Below are 20,053 nucleotides of genomic sequence, written 5' to 3'. Positions count from 1 at the left end.
CCCAATTTTCCCGTCAATTCATTGTGATCGAACAATTGTTTATCAAATCCATCTTGCAGTGAGGCTCAGGCTAGGATCCAACGAGTGCTGCCCGCAGCCCTCTCTCTGGCTTCCAGCCGGGCCTCGGTGCTGAAGCGATGAGGAGTTTTGTGTAGGCCTGTTGAGGATCATCAAGCACCTTGTCAACGGTGCCGCGCTCGATAATTTGCCCCGTCCGCATCACCACAACGTCGTCCGCGATATCGCGCACGACTGACAGGTCGTGGGTAATAAAGAGGTACGACAGCCCGTGCCCAGCGCGCAGCCGCTTCAGCAGGTCGAGCACCTGCGCCTGTACCGAAACATCGAGTGCCGAAACGGCTTCGTCAAGCACCAGAATCTGCGGCTCAGCGGCGAGCGCCCGCGCAATCGCGACGCGCTGCTTTTGGCCTCCCGAGAGCGCCGCGGGTTTTGCGTCGGCGTGACGCTCGGTGAGTCCGACCTCTGCGAACAGCTCAAGCATACGAGCTCTGCGACCCGCCCGGTCGAGATCGTTGCGGTGCGCCTGTAGCATCTCATCGATGGTGGCGGAGACAGGCAGAGAACGATTGAGTGACCCCTGAGGATCTTGAAATACCATCTGCACGAGCTTGGCCCGCTCGCGTAGCTGGCGCCGTGCTGTGGTTGGTTTCACCTCGGTGCCCGCGATCTTCACCGTGCCAGAGTCGGCGGTTTCCAGGCCGACAATCACACGAGCGAGAGTCGACTTGCCCGATCCCGATTCACCGACAACCGCCAAACACGTGCCCTGACGCAGCTCGCAAGAGACATCGTTGAGTGCGTGCACAGATGACTTCCGTGACAGGTGGAAGGTACGGTTCAACTGCTCGACCTCGATGATCGCGCTCATGCTTGGGCCTCCTTGTCTTCTGAAAGAAACGCCGCGGGGTGGCCCTTGGGATACAGCATCGGCCTAGCTGCCATCAGGTTACGGGTGTACTCGGTCTGGGGGTGATCCCGGATCCCCTCTGGTGTACCGATCTCGACGATCTCGCCATCCTTCATCACAGCGAGGCGGTCACACACGGCTGCGGCCAAATCGAGATCGTGCGTCACAAAAACCATCGAGAGCCCGTGCTCGCGCCTCTTCTCGTCGAGAATCGCAACCACCTCCGCCTGCGTGGTGACGTCGAGGGCGGTGGTCGGTTCGTCGGCGAGCAGCAGCTTGGGGTCGCCCGAGATCGCCCCGGCGATCACAACGCGCTGCAGCAGTCCCCCGACAGCTGGTGCGGGTACGAACGCAACACGCGCTCGGTATCGTCGATGCCGACCTGGCGCAGCAGGTCTGCGGCGAGCGCTCTGGCAGCCTTTTTATCCATCGAACGGGCGTCGGACATGCCCTCGATCAAGAAGCGCTCCACGGGTAGCACCGGGTTCAACGCACCGTGCGGGTTCTGCGCAATGAGGGCGAGGTCGTTCGCACGAATCCTTCGAAGTGCTTCTCCGTTGGCCCGGAGCATGTCGGTGCCGTCGAGTTCGATCTCGCCGGTGACGCGGGCACCGGGCGGTTCAATCCCGAGCACACAGCGCAGGGTCATTGACTTGCCCGAGCCCGATTCGCCAACCAGGCCGAGGGCCTCTCCCTGCGCAAGCTCGAACGAATTACCGTGCAAGATCTCTGTTTGCTGCCCAGTGTCGGGATCGGTCACGGTGAGTACAAGGTTATTAATCTTGAGCATCAGCGGACCCTTCCTGCGGCTCGACGGCCGCCCAGTTGCTCACCGACGTACCCGAAAGCCGCGACGGTGATCACGATTGCGAGACCAGCAAAGACGCTCTGCTCCCAGTAGCCCTGCTGCAGCGAGGCTTGCCCATTCGACACCATCAGGCCCCAGTCGGGGGTTGGCGGTTGCACACCCAGCCCGAGGAACGAGAGCGCTGCGAGCTCGATCATGGCGTAGCCGAAGTTAATCGTCATACCTGTGAGGATCTGCGTGCGCACGTTCGGCAAAATGTGTCGAATCGTGATGATAAAGCCCGAGATGCCCTGCAGTCGTGCAGAAGCGACGTAGGGCAGGTTACGCTCGCGGAGCGCAACGGAGCGGATCACGCGCGCCGAATAGGGCGTGAATCCGATTGCCAGGGCGATCGACGCGGTCAGCAGCGAAGGCCCGAAGATGGCAACCGCAAGGATCGCAAGCAGCATGTTCGGGAACGCGAAGAGGATGTCGAGCACTCGGCTGATGAGGGCGTCGACCTTGCCACCGAACCACACTGCGGTAAGTGCGAGTGTCGTGGCGAGTACCACCGTGATTACCACGACGATTGTCGGGCCAAGGAGGCTTGTGCGCGCGCCCCAGATGATCCGCGAGAGAATATCGCGGCCCGACTGGTCAGTGCCCATGAGGTGCTCAATGCTCGAGGCCTGGTGCCGCATGGTCACTGTGCCCTCGAGTGGATCGTAGGGAGCAAGCAGCGGCGCAAAGATCGCTACCAAGATGACGAGAAGAATGATAGCGGCGCTCATAACTCCAACCGGGCCGAGGCGCCGCGTGAGCAGTCGCCAGCCCCCAGTTGGCACATCGTTCCGGTGCTTGCGCAGCAATTGCACCGCAACCGTGTCCTGCGAAGTTGTGTTAGTGCTTGTCTTCATCATCGTGCTGCCACCTTTGTGCTCAGTCGGACTCGCGGATCAATCACCGCGTACAGCAGGTCAACGATCAGATTGATGAGGCCAAAGGCCAGCACCATAATGAGCGCGATCGCCTGCACCACCGCGAAGTCCTTTTTCTGCACCGAGTTGACGAGCAGCGATCCGATGCCGTCGAGGGTGAATGCGTACTCGATCACAAACGCGCTCGCGAGAAGTCCGGCAATGTTGGTGCCGAGCACCGTCGTCACCGGCAGCATCGAGTTGCGGATCGTGTGTCTCCACAGCACAAGCTGTTTCGGTACTCCTCGAGCAATCGCCATCACCACGTGGTCTGAATCCTGCTCTTCGCGCACCGCAGTTCGCGTGATGCGCGCGACCACGGCTATTCCTGGGAAGGCAAGCGCGATCGCGGGCAGTGTCAGGTGCCAGACTCGGTCGGCAAAGCCGGTGCCCGAACCCGAAACCGGAAACCACCCGAGGTTTGAGCCGAAGAGAAACATCAAGATCAACGCCGCAAAAAAGGTCGGCACCGCAAAGCCGAGGTTCGAGCCGAACACCACGAGCTTCTCGAAGACGCCCGAGCGAGTAGCTGCAAGAATACCAAGCCCCACGCCAAAGACGACGATGAGGAGCGCGGCGAAGGCGGCCAAAAAAAGGGTTGTCGGGAGGCGCGAGGCGACGAGCGAAGACACGTCCTGCTGTGTCAGTAATGACCGCCCAAGATCACCCTGCAAGACATCAATCAGCCAGTGCCAGTAGCGAAGCAGGAAGGGGTCGTTCAAGCCGTACTGTGCTCGAATCGCTTCGAGCACCTCCGGGCTCACTGTGCGACCCTGAACAAGAAACTGTTCGGGGCTTCCCGGAGCTAGATACATGCCCGAGAACACGATGAAACTGGATACGATGAGCACGGCGATGAGCGCGCCGATTCGTCTCAGCACGTAGGTCATGAACGACCCCTTTCTGCGAAACTCACTGACTTATTCGCGATGCTTACTTGGCGGAGCCAAGGTCCGCGGCCCAGGGGTAGTAGAGGTACACGAACGAAGCGGGTGCACCGGTAATTTCGCCGTTCATGTACATGCGCACCGCGAGGTCATTGATCGGCACCCAGGGCTGCTGCTGCATGATCAGTGCTTCTGCATCGACGGTCAGCTCCGAGCGCTTCGTTTCGTCGGTCTCCGCCAGAGCAGCGTCGAGTGCGGCGTCAACCTTCGGGTCGGAGAAGCCGGAGTAGTTCTGGTCACTGCCGGTCTTCGCAACGCTGATCAGGTGCAGCAGCGGCTCAGGTGCGCTCAGGTAGTTCGTTGTCACGAAACCGTCGTAGCCCTTGCGTGCCTCGGGATCCGAGAAGAACGCACCAAACTGCGCACTCGGCACACCCGTGGGTTCGAGAGTCAGTCCGAGTTCCTTCGCACCATTCGCCATCTCGTTGAGAATGTCGGCGTAGAAGCTGCGCTCGCTGGGGTACGCGATCTTGATGGGCTTTGAGGTGTCGACCTTTGCCGTCTTCAGTTCTTCCTTCGCAGCTTCGATATCAAAGCCGAGGTCGGGCAGCTTCTCGTCGCGCGACTTCGCGGCGTCGGGGTAACGATCCCACGCCGACTGCGGCACGACCGAGCGGGACGGGGTTCCCGTGCCCTCGTAGACCGTGTCGGCAATAGCCTGGCGATCCGTAGCCCTGGTGAGAGCGCGACGCACAGCGGGATCACCGAACGCCCCGTTGCCGGTCGAAATGATAGCCATGATCTGCATGCCCTGACCGCTGAACATCGAGCCCGAAGTGCCGCTCGACAGCTCACCGAGCGCGGGAAGCGGCACGTCGTAGGAACCCTGAATTTCGCCGGTTTTGAGTCCGTTTGCGATTGCAGTCGGATCAACCACAAAGCCGATCTCAACCTCCTTCGACTTTGCGGCCTCCTCGGAGTTCCAATAGCCGTCGTAGCGCTCAAGCGTGATCGACTGGCCCTGCTTCCACTTTCCGGGGGTGTACTTCATCGGACCGGTGCACATCACGCCAGTGTCTGGGTTGCCGTAGTTGTCACCAGCAGCCTTGCGCTGCTTCTCTTGCACGACGGTGCCGATGATCGTGGAGAGCGAGGAAGGCAGCAGGTTGTCCGGCTGCTTCAGCGAGATGGTGATCTCGTTGTCGCCGGTCTTCTTGATGTCTGTGATGTTGGCGACAACACCGCCACCCCAGTAGCTACCCTCGGCGGGGTCGATGTTGCGGTTGAGCGAGAAGATAACGTCTTCAACGGTCATGGGGGTTCCGTCCCAGAACGTGACATCGTCGCGGATGCCGATCTTCCAGACGGTGCCGTCTTCGGTGGTAGCGCCAGTTGCGAGGTTCTCCTTGATGGAGAAGTCGGGCTGCATCTGGAACAGCGCCTCGCAGAGGTTTGCGACCACCGTGTTCTCGGGGTAGTTGAACGCCTTGATCGGGTCGAGGTTTGCCAGCTCACCGTAGGTAGAGTTCCACACGACCTTGCCCGCGTCGCCCTTTGCAGCGGGGGTGGTCTGCAGTAGCTCTGCGTTGGGGGTTTTAGTCTCGTCGCCGCCGCGGTTTGCGGAACTGCACCCCACGAGCGCAAGGCTCGCCGCCGCAAGAAGTGCAATCGAAGCTCTCGTCTTTGCGAGTTTCAAGATATCTCTCCATTCGAAATTCGTCATTGAATCCAACCGATCCGGCACAGCGCTGGACTGAAGATCCACGAGGAGAGTATCACCCAAAACGGTTTGTGCAAAACGGTTTGGTTGTTGCGGTTTCATAACGGGCGAAGAATCGACGTTTTGAGACAGGTGATTCAGCGACGCGGCACCGAAACCGGTACTCTAGCCAAATGCAGGAGAGCCGCAGAGCAACAATCCGCGACGTCGCGAAAGCCGCGGGGGTGTCCCCACGACCGTGTCGCACGCTCTCAACGGCAAGGGCATCGTGCGGCAAGAAACCATCGATCGCATCGAACAAATCGCGGCGGAGGTCGGCTATCGCCCCAGCCCAATTGCGCGCGGTCTACAGAACTCCAAACTCGGCCTACTTGCGCTCGTGATCAGGCCTTTCCATAGCCTCGACACCTTCTTACCCGAGGGCGTCGACTACTTTCTGCGCACCGCCGGCGCCGCCTCACTCGCCGCGATGGAGCACGGCTACAGCATGATGCTCATCGACGATCCAACGAAGCCCGGGGTCCCCTTCAGCGCACTCGCGGCGGACGCGTACATCGTCACCGAACCCTTCGAAAACGACCCCGTACTCACGATGCTCTCTGAGCAGCGCATCCCCTTTGTATGCGTGGGTGAGGATCCTGCTCGGCGCGGTCAGTTCCTCGCGATCGAAGAGCACGCCGACACCCAAACCGAGATGATGCTTGCCCACCTCTCAGATGCCGGCGCCAACCGCATCGCGCTCGTCACCGGCACCGACCGCAATGACTGGAACCTCGCATCACAGACCGCCATTGTTCGCTGGAGCGAGTCGCGGAATCTCCGACCACTTGTCATGTCAGTGCCCGAGGCCGAGGGTGAGCGCGTCGGTGACGCAGTGATGGACGAGTTCTTCTCGGGAGACCCCGCAGAGCACCCCGACGCCATCTACTGCCTTACCGGACGCCACGCTGCCGGAGTTACAGCCGCAGCCCTTCGACGAGGCTTGCGAATTCCCCAGGACCTCATGGTTGCCGCGGGCTCAGGATCACTGCAGAACCAGACCTCCACCCCGACGGTCACCACCCTCGATCTGAAGCCGGAGGCGATTGCGCAGTTCGCCGTCGAAATCGCGGTCAAGCTCGCTGAGGGTCAGCGCGTCAAGGGCCCCCTGGTCACTCCGCGCGCGACGCTCAACCTGCGGCAGTCGACGGCCCGCTGATCCCGCTCAGCTTTCTCTTCTCACCCCGCTTTGTAGAACAAAAGGGGCCGGCACCGAAGCACCGACCCCTCCCCACGTGAGTGACACGCGGTAAACAACTACGCGAGTCGCGCCTGCAGGTTCTCGTCGATTGCGGCGAGGAACTCCTCGGTCGTCAAATACGACTGCTCTGGGCCCACCAGAAGCGCGAGATCCTTTGTCATCTTGCCCGACTCAACGGTCTTGATCACAACGTCTTCGAGCGCCAGGGCGAACTCGATCAGCGCCTGGTTGCCGTCAAGCTTGCCGCGGTGCTGCAGGCCACGAGTCCACGCAAAGATCGAGGCGATCGGATTGGTGGAAGTGGGCTTGCCCTGCTGATGCTGGCGGTAGTGACGGGTCACGGTGCCGTGCGCGGCCTCAGCCTCAACAACCTTGCCATCGGGAGTAGCGAGCACCGAGGTCATGAGTCCGAGCGAACCGAAGCCCTGCGCAACGGTGTCCGACTGCACGTCGCCATCGTAGTTCTTGCAAGCCCAGACATAGCCCCCTCCCACTTCATGGCCGACGCGACCATGTCGTCAATCAGGCGGTGCTCGTAGGTGAGACCAGCGGCCTCGAACTGCTCCTTGAACTCTGCGTCGTAGATCTCCTGGAAGATGTCCTTGAAGCGACCATCGTAGGCCTTCAAGATCGTGTTCTTAGTGGAGAGGTAGACGGGGTAGTTGCGGCCGAGGCCGTAGTTCAGTGAGGCGCGCGCGAAGTCGCGAATCGAATCGTCAAGGTTGTACTGCACCTGGGCTACACCGTCGCCGGGCGACTGGTAGACCTCAAACTTCTGCGGCTCGGAGCCGTCCTTCGGCGTGAACTCAACAGTGAGGGTGCCCTCACCCACAAAGCGGAAGTCGGTCGCGCGATACTGATCGCCGAACGCGTGACGACCGATAATAATCGGCTTGTTCCATCCCGGCACAAGACGCGGGATGTTCGAGATGATGATGGGCTCACGGAAGATCACGCCACCGAGAATGTTGCGGATCGTGCCGTTCGGGCTGCGCCACATCTTCTTGAGACCGAACTCTTCAACGCGCGCCTCGTCGGGCGTGATCGTCGCGCATTTCACACCGACGCCGTGCTTCTGGATCGCGTGCGCCGCGTCGATGGTGACCTGGTCGTTGGTCTCATCGCGGTACTGGATGCCGAGGTCGTAGTACTCGAGCGTCAGGTCGAGATAGGGGTGGATCAGGCGATCCTTGATGAACTGCCAGATGATGCGGGTCATCTCGTCGCCATCGAGCTCGACAACTGTTCCTTCAACCTTGATCTTCGCCAACGTTTCTCCCAATATCTTGATTCATCGCTACCGTGGGCATGCCTTTGTGAGGCCAGAGTCCATCCTACCTGAGATTTCAAGAGTATCTCGACGTCAAGATATTTTTGAACTTGTGTCACTTCTATATAAATTACTTTCCAATTCCATATTGCCAACCCAAAAACCTGGGTTACAATCGTCACCAACCCCTGGACCCCTTAGAAAGCTTGTGATCCCAGCATGCGCAAGACCATTTTCCGAGCAAAAAACGCGCGCCTGCTCGGCGTAGTCCTCTCAGCCACATTCGTCATGGCAGTGGCGGCTCCCACAAGCACTGCCTTCGCTTCACCACTGGACTCAGAGGGTTCGGGGACCGCAAACGAACAGACCTCCGCAGGAGAGGTACAGGATCCCTCATCACTCTCAAGCGAAGCAGCCGACCCGATAAAAACACAAACTCCGGAAGTTTCCCCGACGACCGTTGAGGCTCCGCTGCCGAGCGTATCGATCACTGCCCCAACCATCAGCTTCGGACAAACAACCGCAGTCTCTCTGCAAGCCACTAATGTTCCAGTTGACACTGCACTTGCAGCGATCGTTTCCGTTGACGGTGCGGTGCTGAAAACGGTTTCACTCACTTCATCTGGCACAGCAAAACTCACGCTCCCAAAGGCATCAATTGCGGCGGGCGATCACCGACTCTCAGTATCCATAGTTGATGCCGCTGCGATAGCCACGGTGCTTGCGACCGCAGAGGGTTCACTCACGGTGAAGCAAGCCACAACGAAGATTGATGCTTCGTGGACGACCGACAACGGCGAATCAGTAGGGGGCCGAGTCACCACACAATTGGGCACCTCTCCCACCGGCTCGGTTATCTTCAGCTTGGGCGGCAAAACCGTGGGCTCTGCACAGCTCGCAAAAGACGGCAGTTTCAAAGGCTCTTTCACTCTTGCTCAGGGCCTCACCTCTTCCCACGACCTCGTTGCGAGCTATGTTGGCGACGGCAACCACTCAGCTTCCACTGCAACTGCTGGAGTCGTCGTTGTTTGTTACGGCCCTTGCCGCTGGCCAGAGTCATTCCAGGCCTTTTCAGACGTGTCGCTCCAGCACAAATTTCACAAGGAAATCGCCTGGATGTATTGCAACGGCTACTCACGGGGCTGGTCACAGGGGTTTGAACTACCTCTCTATAAGCCAAGTGAAAATCTCACGCGCTCAGCAATGGCTGCCTTCGTTTACCGCCTCGAGGCCCCAAAGAACTACCAAGCTCCGAGCGAATCCCCTTTCGCAGACGTGAACCCGGGTGATCCGTTCTACAAAGAAATCACCTGGATGTGGCAGCGGGGCCTATCGAGGGGGTATGCAAACCAATCAGGCAAACCCGATTTCCGACCAAATAACAGCCTCAGCCGAGAAGCAATGGCAGCGTTCATGTACCGTCTTGAGGCGCCCAAAGGTTTCAAGGCGCCGAAGAAGTCGCCATTTGCAGACCTAACACCCAAATCGAAGTTCTACACTGAGATCACCTGGTTACACGAGGCAAAGCTTACGACCGGCAGCAAAACGGCCAACGGCCGCAAGTTCCTGTCTAAGGATTCCCTGTCGCGAGAGGCCATGGCGGCGTTCGTGTACCGCCTAGTCGAGAACTACCGAGCGTAGCTCTCCCCACCCCACGAACCCATTCACCGCGCAGCATGACCCCGGTCACCCTGCGCGAACTATCGAGCACAACAAGACTCGCGTGTTTGCCGACAGCAAGATCACCCACGTCACCCCAAGAGAGCACCCGCGCCGGGTTAGTAGAGGTTTCACGCACAGCCGCCAGGATCGCCTCATCACTCCACTCGCCGACACTCGCACGCCTCCGAAACAGCGCATCCATCGTGGCGGTACTGCCCGCGATGGTGTCGCTGCCACAGAGTCGCGCGACTCCGCCACGCACTTCAACTTCGAGCCCTCCGAGGCGGTACGCACCGTCGCCGCACCCTGCGGCGTCCATGGCGTCGGTCACGAGCAGCACTCGATCGACACCTGCAGCGGCCTCTACCCAGGCTGGCACTGAGGCGTGCAGGTGTGCGTCGTCAGCGATGAGCTCAAGAGCGACCCGCGGATCCTCCATGAGGGCAAGAATTGGCCCGGGTTCACGATGATCCAGCGGTCGCATCGCGTTAAACAGGTGCGTGGCGACCCTCGCTCCGGCCTCGATCGCAGAAACGACAGTCGCGTAGTCCGCGTCGCTGTGACCAACAGCAACCACAACACCTGCCTCAACAAGTCGCTTCACCGCGTCAAGGGCTCCGGGCAGCTCAGGCGCAATTGTGACCATTGAGATAGTGCCACCGCCCGCCGCAAGCAATGCCTCAATTTCGACAGGATCGGGATCCCGCAACTGTGAGATGGTGTGCGCACCTGCGCGGGATCGACTCAACCACGGCCCCTCAAGATGGATGCCGTCAATAAGACCCTCGCGCACAAGCTCAGCAAGACCCTGCACCCCTTGCCGCAACGCCTCAGGGCTCGCGGTCACGAGGCTGGCCATAGTTGCAGTTGTGCCGTGTTGAAGGTGCGCTTCCCGCGCAACCAGCGCGGATTTCCGTTGGCTTTCAACGCCAATCCCGGTATAACCCGCTCCGCCCCCGCCGTGCACGTGAGCGTCAACAAACCCGGGTACCAGAGTCACGTCGCCCAGATCTCGCACACCTCCCTCGGTCGCAGGCCACCTTCCGCTCCCCACTCCCGCAATCCGTTCACCGCGAATCGTGATCCATCCCGGCGAGTGGACTTCCGTTGCGGTCGCTACGCGCGCCGCGAGCAGCGTCTCAGTCACGAACCTTGGGCTTCCTCGGGCAGGTGGTGTTGCACCCATTCGTAATAGTCCACCAGTTGGAGTTCGGCGGCGGCCTCGCGATCCACAATCACCGTCGCGTCGGGGTGCAGTTGCAGCACGGAAGCCGGGCACATGCTCGTGAGTGGCCCCTCGATCATGCGCGCGACCGCGTTGGCTTTAGCTGCGCCGTGTGCCACCAATAGCAGACGATCAGCCTCTAAGATCGTGCCGAGCCCCTGCGTGATGCAGTGCACGGGAACCTGCTCTGCCGAGTCAAAGAATCTGGCGTTGTCTGCCCGGGTTTGTGGCGCGAGGGTCTTCAACCTGGTCCGCGATGCAAACGAAGAGACGGGTTCGTTGAATCCGATGTGCCCGTTGCTGCCGACCCCGAGCAGTTGCAGATCAATCCCGCCCGCGCCCCGAATCGCCCGCTCATACGCCGCACACTCCGCTTCAAGGTCAGAAGAAGTGCCATTGGGTACGTGGACGCGATCGGGATCGAGCCGCAGCGGCTCCGTAACCGTACGCCGAATAACCGAGTGATAGCTTTCGGGGTGCGCCGCATCGAGTCCCACGTATTCGTCGAGCGCAAACGCGGAAACCCCTGCCGTATCGAGCTTGTCACCCCGAATCTCGCTGGCGAGCTCACGGTAGATGCCGAGCGGTGAGGATCCGGTTGCTATCCCGAGCACGGCCGCTCTGCCCGAGGCTCGGCCAGCCCGAATCACCCCAGCGACTTGCTCGGCCGCCGCTCGCGCGACGTCAGTCTCGTTTTCGACTATCAACACTCGCATCTGGTGTCCTTTCCCGAGGCCATCTACCGGCTCAGCCGCTCACCGTTCTCACTATCGAATAAGTGAATATGCTCGGAATTCGGTATCACGGCAACAGCGTCACCCGCCGCTGGGTGGTTACGCCCGTCGACGCGCGCCACAATGTCCACGCGATCCCCCAGTGTGTGACCGTAGAGATAGCCGTCAGCGCCGAGCTCTTCAACCAGGTCAACAACGATGTCGAGGCCGGGCTCACCCAAACCCACCAAAACCAGGTCTTCCGGCCGCACCCCGATGGTCACCTCCGAGCTAGTCAACTGCTCGAGAAGGTTTGGCTCAACCGGGATCGTGAGTGATCCAAATTCCACCCCACCGTCGGAGATCTTCGAGGCAAAGAAGTTCATTGCCGGTGACCCGATAAACCCGGCCACAAACTCATTCTTCGGGGTCTCATACAGATCTCGGGGTGTCCCGACCTGTTGCAGCTTGCCCTCTTTCAATACTGCAATGCGGTCCCCCATTGTGAGCGCTTCGGTCTGATCGTGCGTGACGTAGACCGTTGTGACATCGAGCCGCCGCTGCAGCGAGGCAATCTGCGTTCGTGTCTGTACCCGCAGCTTTGCGTCGAGGTTTGAGAGCGGTTCATCCATCAGAAACACACGAGGCTGACGCACAATGGCACGCCCCATTGCGACCCGTTGTCGTTGTCCACCAGAAAGCGCCTTTGGTTTGCGGTCGAGGAACGGTTCCAGGTCAAGCATCTTTGCGACCTCCCCCACGCGGGCGATACGTTCTTCCTTGCTTACTCCCGCAATTTTTAGAGCGAAACCCATGTTCTCGGCAACTGTCATGTGGGGTAGAGGGCATAATTTTGAAACACCATCGCGATGTCCCGATCCTTCGGGGGTGTGCTTGTAACGTCCTCATCCCCAATTCGAATCTGGCCGGCATCTACATCTTCAAGGCCCGCCAACATGCGCAGCGTGGTTGACTTGCCACACCCAGATGGGCCAACAAGAACCAGAAATTCGCCGTCGCCTATCTCTAGGTTGAGATCCTCAACAGAGGCCGATTTCGCCCCGGGATAGGTGCGTGAGATGCCCTCAAAAGTTACTGACGCCATGATATTCCTCTCACCGACAGGTACGCGCCGGACGATCCATTGTGAAGAGTTGTTGCCCGGAGCATCGCCGTAATCCACCGGTCGAGGTCAGCGTAACACGGCATCGGCGCAAAATAATGGACTTGCAATTATTTAGTTCGTTAGCTTTACTAACTCTTATGAAGGTCGCATTGCAGCACCAAAACTCCGACAGGCGCACACGCCCGTCCGGAGCAGCATTTCGCGCTGGCTCGCCCCGCACGGCGCTCAAGGCTACGCCAGGTGATGCCAAACAGCACAACCGCGTTCTCGTGCTGCAGACCCTGTATCTTTCGGATCCGCTCAGCCGAGCCGACCTCGCGCGGGCGACCGGTCTCACCAAGGTGACCATCTCAGGCTTGGTTGCGGAACTTCTTAATGAAGGCCTCCTGCGAGAACTCGGACATCAAGAGTCACAGCGCCCCGGCAAACCGGCCACCCTAGTAGACCTCGCGCGCGATAACCACGCAGTTGTGGCACTCGACCTCAGTGACCATCGTCGCCTCCGCGGAGCGGTCATGACCATCGCGGGTGAGGTGCTCGCACGCGCGGAGGCCGCCAACGACGGCGCTGTCGGAGACGAAGCCTGCACCCTCGCTGCAAACCTGGCATTGCATCTGCAGCAGCAGGTAAATCCCAACATATCGCTCCTCGGGCTCGGCGTTGGCACTCCAGGTGTGGTCGACGACGAGGGCGTTGTGCGCACCGCACAAAACCTTGCTTGGGAGGATCTGCCGCTTCGCAGCATTCTCGAAGAGCGCACCGGTCTACCCACCGTGGTCGCAAACGATGCAAACGTGGCGGCCCTCGCCGAGTACAGCTACGGCGACTCAAGCGACAACTTTATTCTCATTGCGATCGGCGACGGTGTCGGTTCAGGACTCATCATCGGCGGTCGGCCCGTCACAGGCACCTATTTTGCATCGGGTGAGATCGGCCAGGTGATGGTCGGCACCGACCTTGGCCTCGACGCCCCCTACTCTCGCGAGCAGGTCCTTGAACACTGGTTGTCGGTCCCTGCACTCACGAGAGCGCTCAAGGCCAGCGGCGGATCCCCAAGCGGGCTCAACACCCCGGGCCGGGAACGGGTTCTACGCGAGGCCGGTCAACGGCTCGGCATCGCGCTCGCCCCAGTGGTCGGTGTTCTCAACCTCGCCGAGGTGGTTATTGCGGGACCAGAAGAACTCGTTGAGGGCACCCTCGCAGAAGCAACACTCGAGATCTTGCAGCGTCGCACCATGCCCGATTCCCACAGCAACCTCGTGTTGCGCACAAGCTCCCAGGGCAAGGACCTGGTGCTGCGCGGCGCCACCGCGATCGTGCTCACAGAACAGCTTGGGGTGAGCTGACGGCCACAAGGCCAACAACCAACCCACAGACCGCGGCCCGGCACCCGCCGGAACGCAGAGAAGAAAGGTACACACCATGAAACGAAAGCTCACGGGCATCACCGCCGCGGTCGTTGCCTCCGCAATGCTGCTGACGGGCTGCAGCCAGGGCGCGTCCGATGACAAGGTGAGCGGCGAGGGCAAGTCGATCACTCTCTGGCTCGCAGGAAGTGACACCCCTGACGAACTTCGCACGTATCTCAAGGATGAGTTCAAGGCGAAAACAGGTGCTACCCTCAAAATCGAAGAGCAGAACTGGAATGACCTGGTCACGAAACTGACCACAGCTCTGCCCGACGAAAACAACACTCCCGACGTCACGGAGATCGGCAACACTCAGTCGCCCACATTTACCAACGTGGGCGCGTTTCTTGATGTCAGCGACATGTACGACGAACTCGGGGCAGCGATCTGCTGCAGTCATTTGTTGAGGCGGGCAAGTTTGAAGACAAGAACTACACTCTCCCCTACTACTTCGGCTCGCGCTACATGTTCTACCGCAAGGACGTGTGGAAAGCAGCTGGCGTCGACGTGCCAACAACACTCGACCAGTTCAACACCAATGTGGCGACGATAACCGAAAAGAATCCCAAGAAGATCGATAACTTCTCGGGTTTCTACCTCGGCGGCCAGGACTGGCGCGATGGCATCTCGTGGATATTCGCGAACGGCGGCGATATCGCGCAGCTGAAGGACGGCAAGTGGGTCGCAACACTCGATTCTCCTGAATCAATCAAGGGCATGGAGCAGTTACAGCAGCTCTACAAGACCGCTTCTCAGGCTCCGAACGACGCCAAAGACGCCAATCAGTACCAGTTCTTGAACGACTCAGATCAGGTGAAGGACGAAAACGGCAACGTCACCTCAGACGTCTCACTGTCTGCCGCAACCATCATGGCTCCAGGCTGGGCACACTGGTCAATTGGTGATCTCACAAAAGACAAGGACGGCAACCCCGTTCGCGAGTGGAACGACGACATCTTTGGTACGTTCGTTTTGCCAGGCAACGACGGCAAACCCGCCCCTGTCTTCGCCGGTGGCTCGAACATCGGTATCTCGGCAAAAACAAAGGAGCCCGAGCTCTCCAAGGAGTTGCTGAAGATCATTTACTCTGAGGATTACCAGACCATGCTCGGCAAGAACGGTCTCGGCCCCGCGAACCAGAACTACACCTCTTCACTCGGTGACGATCAGTTTGCGAAGGCCCTCATCGAGTCGGCTTCGAACTCGAAGCTCACACCCGCCGCACCGGGCTGGGCCGCCATCGAGTCGAAGGGCATCATGGAGGAGTTCTTCGCCCAGATTCGTGACTCGAAAGACCTCAGCAAGCTCGCAAAAGACACCAACACGAAGCTCGACGAGTTGCTGAACGTCAAGTAACCACCTGTTGGGGCGGTGTGAGCCGCCCCAACACTTCTTCCACACGTAAGAATGAGGATCCCGATGAGTTCAGGTGCCCCACCTAGCCCGCGGCGGCCACTCCGTCGATTACTCACTCCGTACACCTTGCTATTGCCGGCCGTACTGATTGTGCTTCTCGCTCTGGGCTACCCGATCATTTGGCAGCTCATTACCTCGATGCAGCACTTCGGCCTTGCGCAGCAGTTCGGACAGGCACCCGACTGGGTCTGGTTCGACAACTACATCACACTCTTCACGAACCCCGAGACTTGGCTGGTTGTCGGTCGCTCCGTTGCATTCTGCCTAGTCACTGCCGCGGTAACGATGGCGTTTGGCATCGGTCTTGCCCTACTCATGCAGGCTGTCTCCACCCCAATCCGCATCACCCTACAGATTGCGCTTCTGCTGGCCTGGGCAACCCCTGTAGTCGCGGCCATGACCATCTGGAACTGGATGTTCGATTGGCGTCGCGGCTTCGTCAACTGGCTGCTCACAAATCTTGGGATCCCCTCGCAGGGCCACAACTGGTTGCAGGATCCGCTCTCGTTTTTTGGCGTTGCCCTCATCATCGTGGTGTGGATGTCGGTTCCGTTTGCCGCCTTCGCAATTTACGCCGGCCTCACCCAGGTCTCGGGTGAGGTCCTCGAAGCTGCTCAGCTTGACGGAGCCGGTCCCTGGCAGCGGCTACGCTTCATCATCGTCCCAATCATCAAGCCAGTGCTCGGCATCGTAATGCTCCTGCAGATCATCTGGGATCTCCGTGTGTTCGCCCAAATCAAACTACTGCAGGATCGCGGCTCCATCGCCAGCCAGACCGATGTGCTCGGCACCTTCATCTACAAGCTCGGGTTGGGTCAAGCGACTTCGCCATGGCGAGTGCCATGTCTATCTTCGTGCTACTCCTGACCATCGCGCTGAGCTGGGCCTATGTGCGCAATCTACTCAAGGAGGACGAGTCGTAATGAAACGCACGCTTCTGGGTCTACTCGCAATTGTGATCGCGATCGTCTGGGTCTTCCCTGTGTACTGGATGCTCAACTCCTCGCTACTGCCGAGTGTGGTGCTCGAGCAGACAACCCCCACGCTGCTTCCGGTCGGCGGATCATTCAAGAATTTTGCCTCCGTCACCGAAGACGGCAGTTTCTTCCAGGCCCTCGGGATCAGCCTCACAGTCGCCGGGCTCGCCGTCGTCTGTTGCCTTATCTTCGCGTTTTTGGCGGCCCTCGCCATTAGCCGATTCCGATTCAAGGGACGCCGTAGTTTTGTGCTGGCGGTGCTCTTTATTCAGATGCTCCCTGCTGAGGGTATGTTCATCGCGCAGTACAAACTGATGGGATCACTCGGCCTACTCAATTCGGTCATTGGTGTGAGCATCATCTACATCGCCGCGGTTGTGCCGTTCACCATCTGGATGCTGCGCGGGTTTGTCGCGGGTGTGCCCGCCGACCTCGAAGAGGCGGCGATGGTCGACGGCCTCAGTCGCACACAGGCGTTCCTGCGGATCACCTTCCCTCTCCTCGCACCCGGTCTCGTTGCGAGTGGTGTCTATGCCTTCCTGCAGGCCTGGAACGAGTTCACCGTTGCCCTCGTTATTCTCCAGGACACCGAAACCCAGACGCTCCCGCTCTGGTTGCGCGGCTTCATTCAGCAATCCTCCTCACGCGCGATCGATTGGGGAGAGGTCATGGCTGCTTCCACGCTCGTGGCTGTCCCCGTCATCATCTTCTTCCTGTTTGTGCAGGGCCGAATGACGAGCGGCCTCGTGAGCGGAGCGGTGAAGGGGTGAGCGCCGTGCACACAGAACGTCTGCGACGCACTATTCGCGGAACGCTCATGCCCGGTTTTGCAGGGTTCACTCCGCCCACCTGGCTGATCGACGCCTTAAACGATGGATTGCAATCGACCTGCGTGTACGGTGAAAACGTGGCCGACACTGCGCAGCTACAAGCCCTTGGCAACGCACTACGTGAGGCGGCACCGCAGGCGATCCTCGCCATCGACGAAGAGGGCGGTGAGGTCACCCGACTGCACTACCTCACGGGCGCTCCCTACCCTGGTGCTGCTGTGCTGGGCCGCATCAACAACTCTGAGTACACGGCCGAAATCGGTGCCCGTGTCGGTTACGACATTTTGGAAGCAGGCTTCAACCTTGCCCTCGCTCCCGACGCCGACGTCAATAGCAACCCCGAGAACCCGGTCATTGGGACCAGGAGTTTTGGTGCGGATCCCGAACTCGCGTCGAAGCACACGGCCGCATGGGTGCGAGGACTCCAGCGAACCGGGGCACAGGCTTGCCCCAAGCATTTCCCTGGACACGGAGACACCACACAGGACTCGCACCTTGCACTTCCTGTTGTTGACGTTCCCCTTTCACTGCTCGAGCAGCGTGACCTTCCACCATTCCGTGCGGCAATTGAGGCTGGGGCTCGCGCAATCATGACCTCCCACATTTTGTTGCCGCAGCTTGATCCGGTTAATCCTGCGACGCTGAGCCAGACGATTCTGCAAGGACTGTTGCGGGAGCAACTGGGGTTCACCGGAGTCATCGTCTCTGACGCCCTCGACATGCGCGGGCGAGTGGCGAGATTGGGATCCCGGAGGCAGCCGTGCGAGCACTGAAGGCAGGCTGCGATCTGCTGTGCCTTGGCGCACACACATCCCTAGAACAGCTGCGCGAAATTGAAGACCATGTTCTTGAAGCGGTCGCGAGCGGCACTCTTGCGGAGGCGCGCGTGCAAGAAGCGCAGGAGCGAGTGCGAGAGTTTGCCGCCGCAGGCGCAACCCTATTCGCGAGTGCCACTTCAGAAAACGCAGCCCAGCGTGAGATTTCAGCGATCGAACTCACGAGAATCGCTGAGAGCTTTTCGGGAGCCACCGCCGCTCGGGCATGGATCAGCGCACACCCGGGTGCACGCGTAATCCGAGTGGAGACCGAATCGAACATGGCCGTTGGTCACGTGCCTTGGGGCCCCTTCGCTGCGGCTGAAGTTCCCCTGGCCGCAGCGGCAGCCGCTGCCGAGCGTTTTGCGCACCGAGATCAATTCACAGTAGACAGCGGCAGCCCACTGCCCTGGCCTGTGGCGGATTCCAACAGTAGCGGAGCCATCGTCATAGGTCGTGATCTGCATCGCCACGCATTCGCCCGCGACGGCATCGATGCGCTTCGTGCTGCCGGGGTCCCAATCTTGACGATAGAAACCGGGTGGCCTGCCAGCCCAGCGGGGTACGCTGATATTGCCTGCTATGGAGCCACACGACTCGTCGGTTCCGCACTACTCAGCCTAATCGAGGAAACCCCCGTATGACCGAATCACACCAAGCTCACATCGGCATGGACATCGGCGGTACCTCCACCGTGGCCTTGGCGCTCGACCCTAGCGGCCAGATCGAGGCTGAGATCCAGTTGCCCACGCTGAAAGGCACCCAGGGTTTGCTCGACACCGTTGAGCGGGCCGTTGCTGGGCTCACCGAACGCTGCGGACGCGAGCGTTCAGAGTTCGCGTCACTCGGCATTGGGATCCCGGGCCAGATCGACCACGAACTCGGAATGGTGCGGCACGCCTACAACATCGGCATCGACAGCCTTGATCTCGGCCCCCTCCTGCAGGAGAGGCTCAGCATCCCAGTCTCCATTGACAACGACGTGACCGCCGCTGCGATTGGTGCCGCACACCTCATGCAGCTTGAGGGCACCACCGCCTACCTGAATCTCGGCACCGGCCTAGCCGCGGGCTACGTTATCGACGACCTCCCCGTGCGCGGCGCGCACGGTATCACTGGAGAGATTGGGCACCTCGCAATCGATCCGTTGCAGCGGCAGTGCCCGTGCGGGCAGAAGGGCTGCCTTGAAACTGTGGCGAGTGGCTCAGCACTGACCTCGTTCTGGCGCCCGGATGCAAGCGGACATGTGCTCCTGACCTCTATTGCAGCCGGAGACGCTGACGCCCTGGCGGCCCTTGAACACCTCATTGACGGTGCCGCGACCGCGGTTCGACTGCTGGTGCTGACACTCGACCCACACACGCTTGTGATTGGGGGGGTCTTCGCTTGCTTGGGGAACCGCTCATCGACGGGATCCGCAAAAACCTTGACCACAGTGCCTCAGAATCTCCGTTTCTTGCGAGCCTGGAAATTAGCTCACGGATTCGGATCCTGCCCGAAGATTCTTCGGCGGCAGCCGTGGGCGCTGCACTCTCATATCAGTCTTGACGAACGGATTTGAGCCTCTTCGCAGGAACCCGTGCTTGCGGTTCCGCCCACACACGCTAGCCTGGAACCATGAGCCAACTCAGACTCGAAGAACTCTCGGCCGCGACGATCATGCACGTCAACGCGCTGAGCCTGAAGCCTGGACAGGAACAGTTCATCACTCCTGTCTCCTACGCGGCAGCAGCAGCAGTCACCCCAGCCCACACAGCCTGGCAGCGTGTGGTGCTCGACAACGACCGCGTTGTCGGGTTCATTCATGGAAACTTCGACCCCGATGCTCCGCAGGAAGAGTTCCGCGCGGCACTGTGGCGCATTAACGTCGATGCGGACGCCCAGGGAATGGGTGTTGGCACCTTCGCCGTGAACGCGCTGATTGAAGAGGCTCGCAGCCGAGGCGTCGACCGCCTCACCGTGCTGTGGGAGCGTGGCGAAGACGGCCCAGAAGAGTTCTTTTTATTTATGGGCTTCAAGCCAGTGGGAGAGACTCCCTACGGCGAAGTTATCGGCGCCATCGACCTGTAAG

The 20,053-nt window shown here is 60.1% G+C and carries 18 protein-coding genes and 3 pseudogenes; 11 read left to right on the top strand and 10 right to left on the bottom strand.

The window, feature by feature from the left end:
• Positions 1–70 precede the first annotated feature (70 nt).
• The 6 genes from G7066_RS03310 to G7066_RS03290 are packed head-to-tail and all read right to left on the bottom strand — an operon-like array spanning position 71 to position 5,275.
• Positions 71–889 carry an ABC transporter ATP-binding protein gene (locus tag G7066_RS03310; RefSeq protein ID WP_166328971.1) on the bottom strand — a complete coding sequence of 273 codons (819 nt, stop codon included), beginning with the start codon at positions 887–889 and terminating at the stop codon, positions 71–73.
• The gene (locus G7066_RS15635) at positions 886–1,236 is read right to left on the bottom strand and encodes a hypothetical protein (protein ID WP_244303245.1); all 351 of its coding nucleotides are present in this window, start codon (positions 1,234–1,236) and stop codon (positions 886–888) included. The genes G7066_RS03310 and G7066_RS15635 overlap by 4 nt, the downstream gene beginning before the upstream one ends.
• A complete protein-coding gene (locus G7066_RS15630) occupies positions 1,233–1,718 on the bottom strand; it encodes an ATP-binding cassette domain-containing protein (protein WP_244303244.1) in 486 nt (161 codons plus the stop codon). The genes G7066_RS15635 and G7066_RS15630 overlap by 4 nt, the downstream gene beginning before the upstream one ends.
• Positions 1,718–2,635: an ABC transporter permease gene (locus G7066_RS03300; protein ID WP_166328970.1), complete on the bottom strand. Its 918-nt coding sequence runs from the start codon at positions 2,633–2,635 to the stop codon at positions 1,718–1,720. The genes G7066_RS15630 and G7066_RS03300 overlap by 1 nt, the downstream gene beginning before the upstream one ends.
• Positions 2,632–3,582 carry an ABC transporter permease gene (locus tag G7066_RS03295; RefSeq protein ID WP_166328969.1) on the bottom strand — a complete coding sequence of 317 codons (951 nt, stop codon included), beginning with the start codon at positions 3,580–3,582 and terminating at the stop codon, positions 2,632–2,634. The genes G7066_RS03300 and G7066_RS03295 overlap by 4 nt, the downstream gene beginning before the upstream one ends.
• 43 nt (positions 3,583–3,625) lie before the next feature.
• Positions 3,626–5,275: an ABC transporter substrate-binding protein gene (locus G7066_RS03290; protein ID WP_244303243.1), complete on the bottom strand. Its 1,650-nt coding sequence runs from the start codon at positions 5,273–5,275 to the stop codon at positions 3,626–3,628.
• 262 nt (positions 5,276–5,537) lie between these two features.
• On the opposite strand from G7066_RS03290, the gene G7066_RS03285 reads away from it, so the two are divergent.
• Positions 5,538–6,497 (top strand): LacI family DNA-binding transcriptional regulator, encoded by a 960-nt coding sequence (locus G7066_RS03285; protein WP_166328967.1) that lies wholly within the window; start codon positions 5,538–5,540, stop codon positions 6,495–6,497.
• 98 nt (positions 6,498–6,595) lie between these two features.
• Here G7066_RS03285 and G7066_RS03280 read toward each other — a convergent pair.
• Positions 6,596–7,809: pseudogene (locus G7066_RS03280) on the bottom strand (NADP-dependent isocitrate dehydrogenase).
• Between the two features lie 219 nt (positions 7,810–8,028).
• On the opposite strand from G7066_RS03280, the gene G7066_RS03275 reads away from it, so the two are divergent.
• A complete protein-coding gene (locus G7066_RS03275; RefSeq protein ID WP_166328966.1) occupies positions 8,029–9,450 on the top strand; it encodes an S-layer homology domain-containing protein in 1,422 nt (473 codons plus the stop codon).
• Here G7066_RS03275 and nagA read toward each other — a convergent pair.
• The 3 genes and pseudogenes from nagA to G7066_RS03260 all read right to left on the bottom strand — a co-directional run bounded on the left by nagA (position 9,380) and on the right by G7066_RS03260 (position 12,514).
• A complete protein-coding gene (gene nagA / locus G7066_RS03270; protein ID WP_244303242.1) occupies positions 9,380–10,618 on the bottom strand; it encodes an N-acetylglucosamine-6-phosphate deacetylase in 1,239 nt (412 codons plus the stop codon). The genes G7066_RS03275 and nagA overlap by 71 nt on opposite strands.
• Positions 10,615–11,412, bottom strand: coding sequence for a glucosamine-6-phosphate deaminase (gene nagB / locus G7066_RS03265; protein ID WP_166328964.1), 798 nt, complete (start codon positions 11,410–11,412; stop codon positions 10,615–10,617). Before nagB ends, nagA begins: the two co-directional genes overlap by 4 nt.
• 23 nt (positions 11,413–11,435) lie before the next feature.
• Positions 11,436–12,514 (bottom strand): annotated as a pseudogene (locus G7066_RS03260) (ABC transporter ATP-binding protein).
• A 158-nt stretch (positions 12,515–12,672) separates the two neighbouring features.
• On the opposite strand from G7066_RS03260, the gene G7066_RS03255 reads away from it, so the two are divergent.
• The 9 genes and pseudogenes from G7066_RS03255 (at position 12,673) to G7066_RS03225 (ending at position 20,052) form a co-directional block, all read left to right on the top strand.
• Entirely contained in the window at positions 12,673–13,881 is a 1,209-nt protein-coding gene (locus G7066_RS03255) for an ROK family transcriptional regulator (RefSeq protein ID WP_166328963.1), read from the top strand.
• 76 nt (positions 13,882–13,957) lie between these two features.
• Positions 13,958–14,263: pseudogene (locus tag G7066_RS16830) on the top strand (extracellular solute-binding protein); the annotation flags it as partial.
• A gap of 68 nt (positions 14,264–14,331) precedes the next feature.
• The gene (locus tag G7066_RS03250; RefSeq protein WP_341873904.1) at positions 14,332–15,300 is read left to right on the top strand and encodes an extracellular solute-binding protein; all 969 of its coding nucleotides are present in this window, start codon (positions 14,332–14,334) and stop codon (positions 15,298–15,300) included.
• Between the two features lie 132 nt (positions 15,301–15,432).
• Positions 15,433–16,227 carry a carbohydrate ABC transporter permease gene (locus tag G7066_RS03245; protein ID WP_244303241.1) on the top strand — a complete coding sequence of 265 codons (795 nt, stop codon included), beginning with the start codon at positions 15,433–15,435 and terminating at the stop codon, positions 16,225–16,227.
• Between the two features lie 55 nt (positions 16,228–16,282).
• Positions 16,283–17,107: a carbohydrate ABC transporter permease gene (locus G7066_RS03240; protein WP_166328962.1), complete on the top strand. Its 825-nt coding sequence runs from the start codon at positions 16,283–16,285 to the stop codon at positions 17,105–17,107.
• A 5-nt stretch (positions 17,108–17,112) separates the two neighbouring features.
• Complete coding sequence (locus tag G7066_RS16825; protein WP_280116232.1) at positions 17,113–17,940, top strand: glycoside hydrolase family 3 N-terminal domain-containing protein; 828 nt, start codon at positions 17,113–17,115, stop codon at positions 17,938–17,940.
• A complete protein-coding gene (locus tag G7066_RS16820) occupies positions 17,928–18,626 on the top strand; it encodes a hypothetical protein (protein ID WP_280116231.1) in 699 nt (232 codons plus the stop codon). Before G7066_RS16825 ends, G7066_RS16820 begins: the two co-directional genes overlap by 13 nt.
• Positions 18,623–19,543: an ROK family protein gene (locus G7066_RS03230; protein ID WP_244303240.1), complete on the top strand. Its 921-nt coding sequence runs from the start codon at positions 18,623–18,625 to the stop codon at positions 19,541–19,543. The genes G7066_RS16820 and G7066_RS03230 overlap by 4 nt, the downstream gene beginning before the upstream one ends.
• Before the next feature lie 56 nt (positions 19,544–19,599).
• Positions 19,600–20,052, top strand: a complete 453-nt coding sequence (locus G7066_RS03225) for a GNAT family N-acetyltransferase (RefSeq protein ID WP_166328961.1) — start codon at positions 19,600–19,602, stop codon at positions 20,050–20,052.
• Position 20,053: the final 1 nt, after the last annotated feature.

Origin of the sequence: Leucobacter coleopterorum (assembly GCF_011382985.1) — a bacterium.
GTDB classification, from domain to species: domain Bacteria; phylum Actinomycetota; class Actinomycetes; order Actinomycetales; family Microbacteriaceae; genus Leucobacter; species Leucobacter coleopterorum.
The sequence above is the reverse complement of the archived record's forward strand: the minus strand, read 5'-3'. Positions and strand labels throughout refer to the sequence as shown.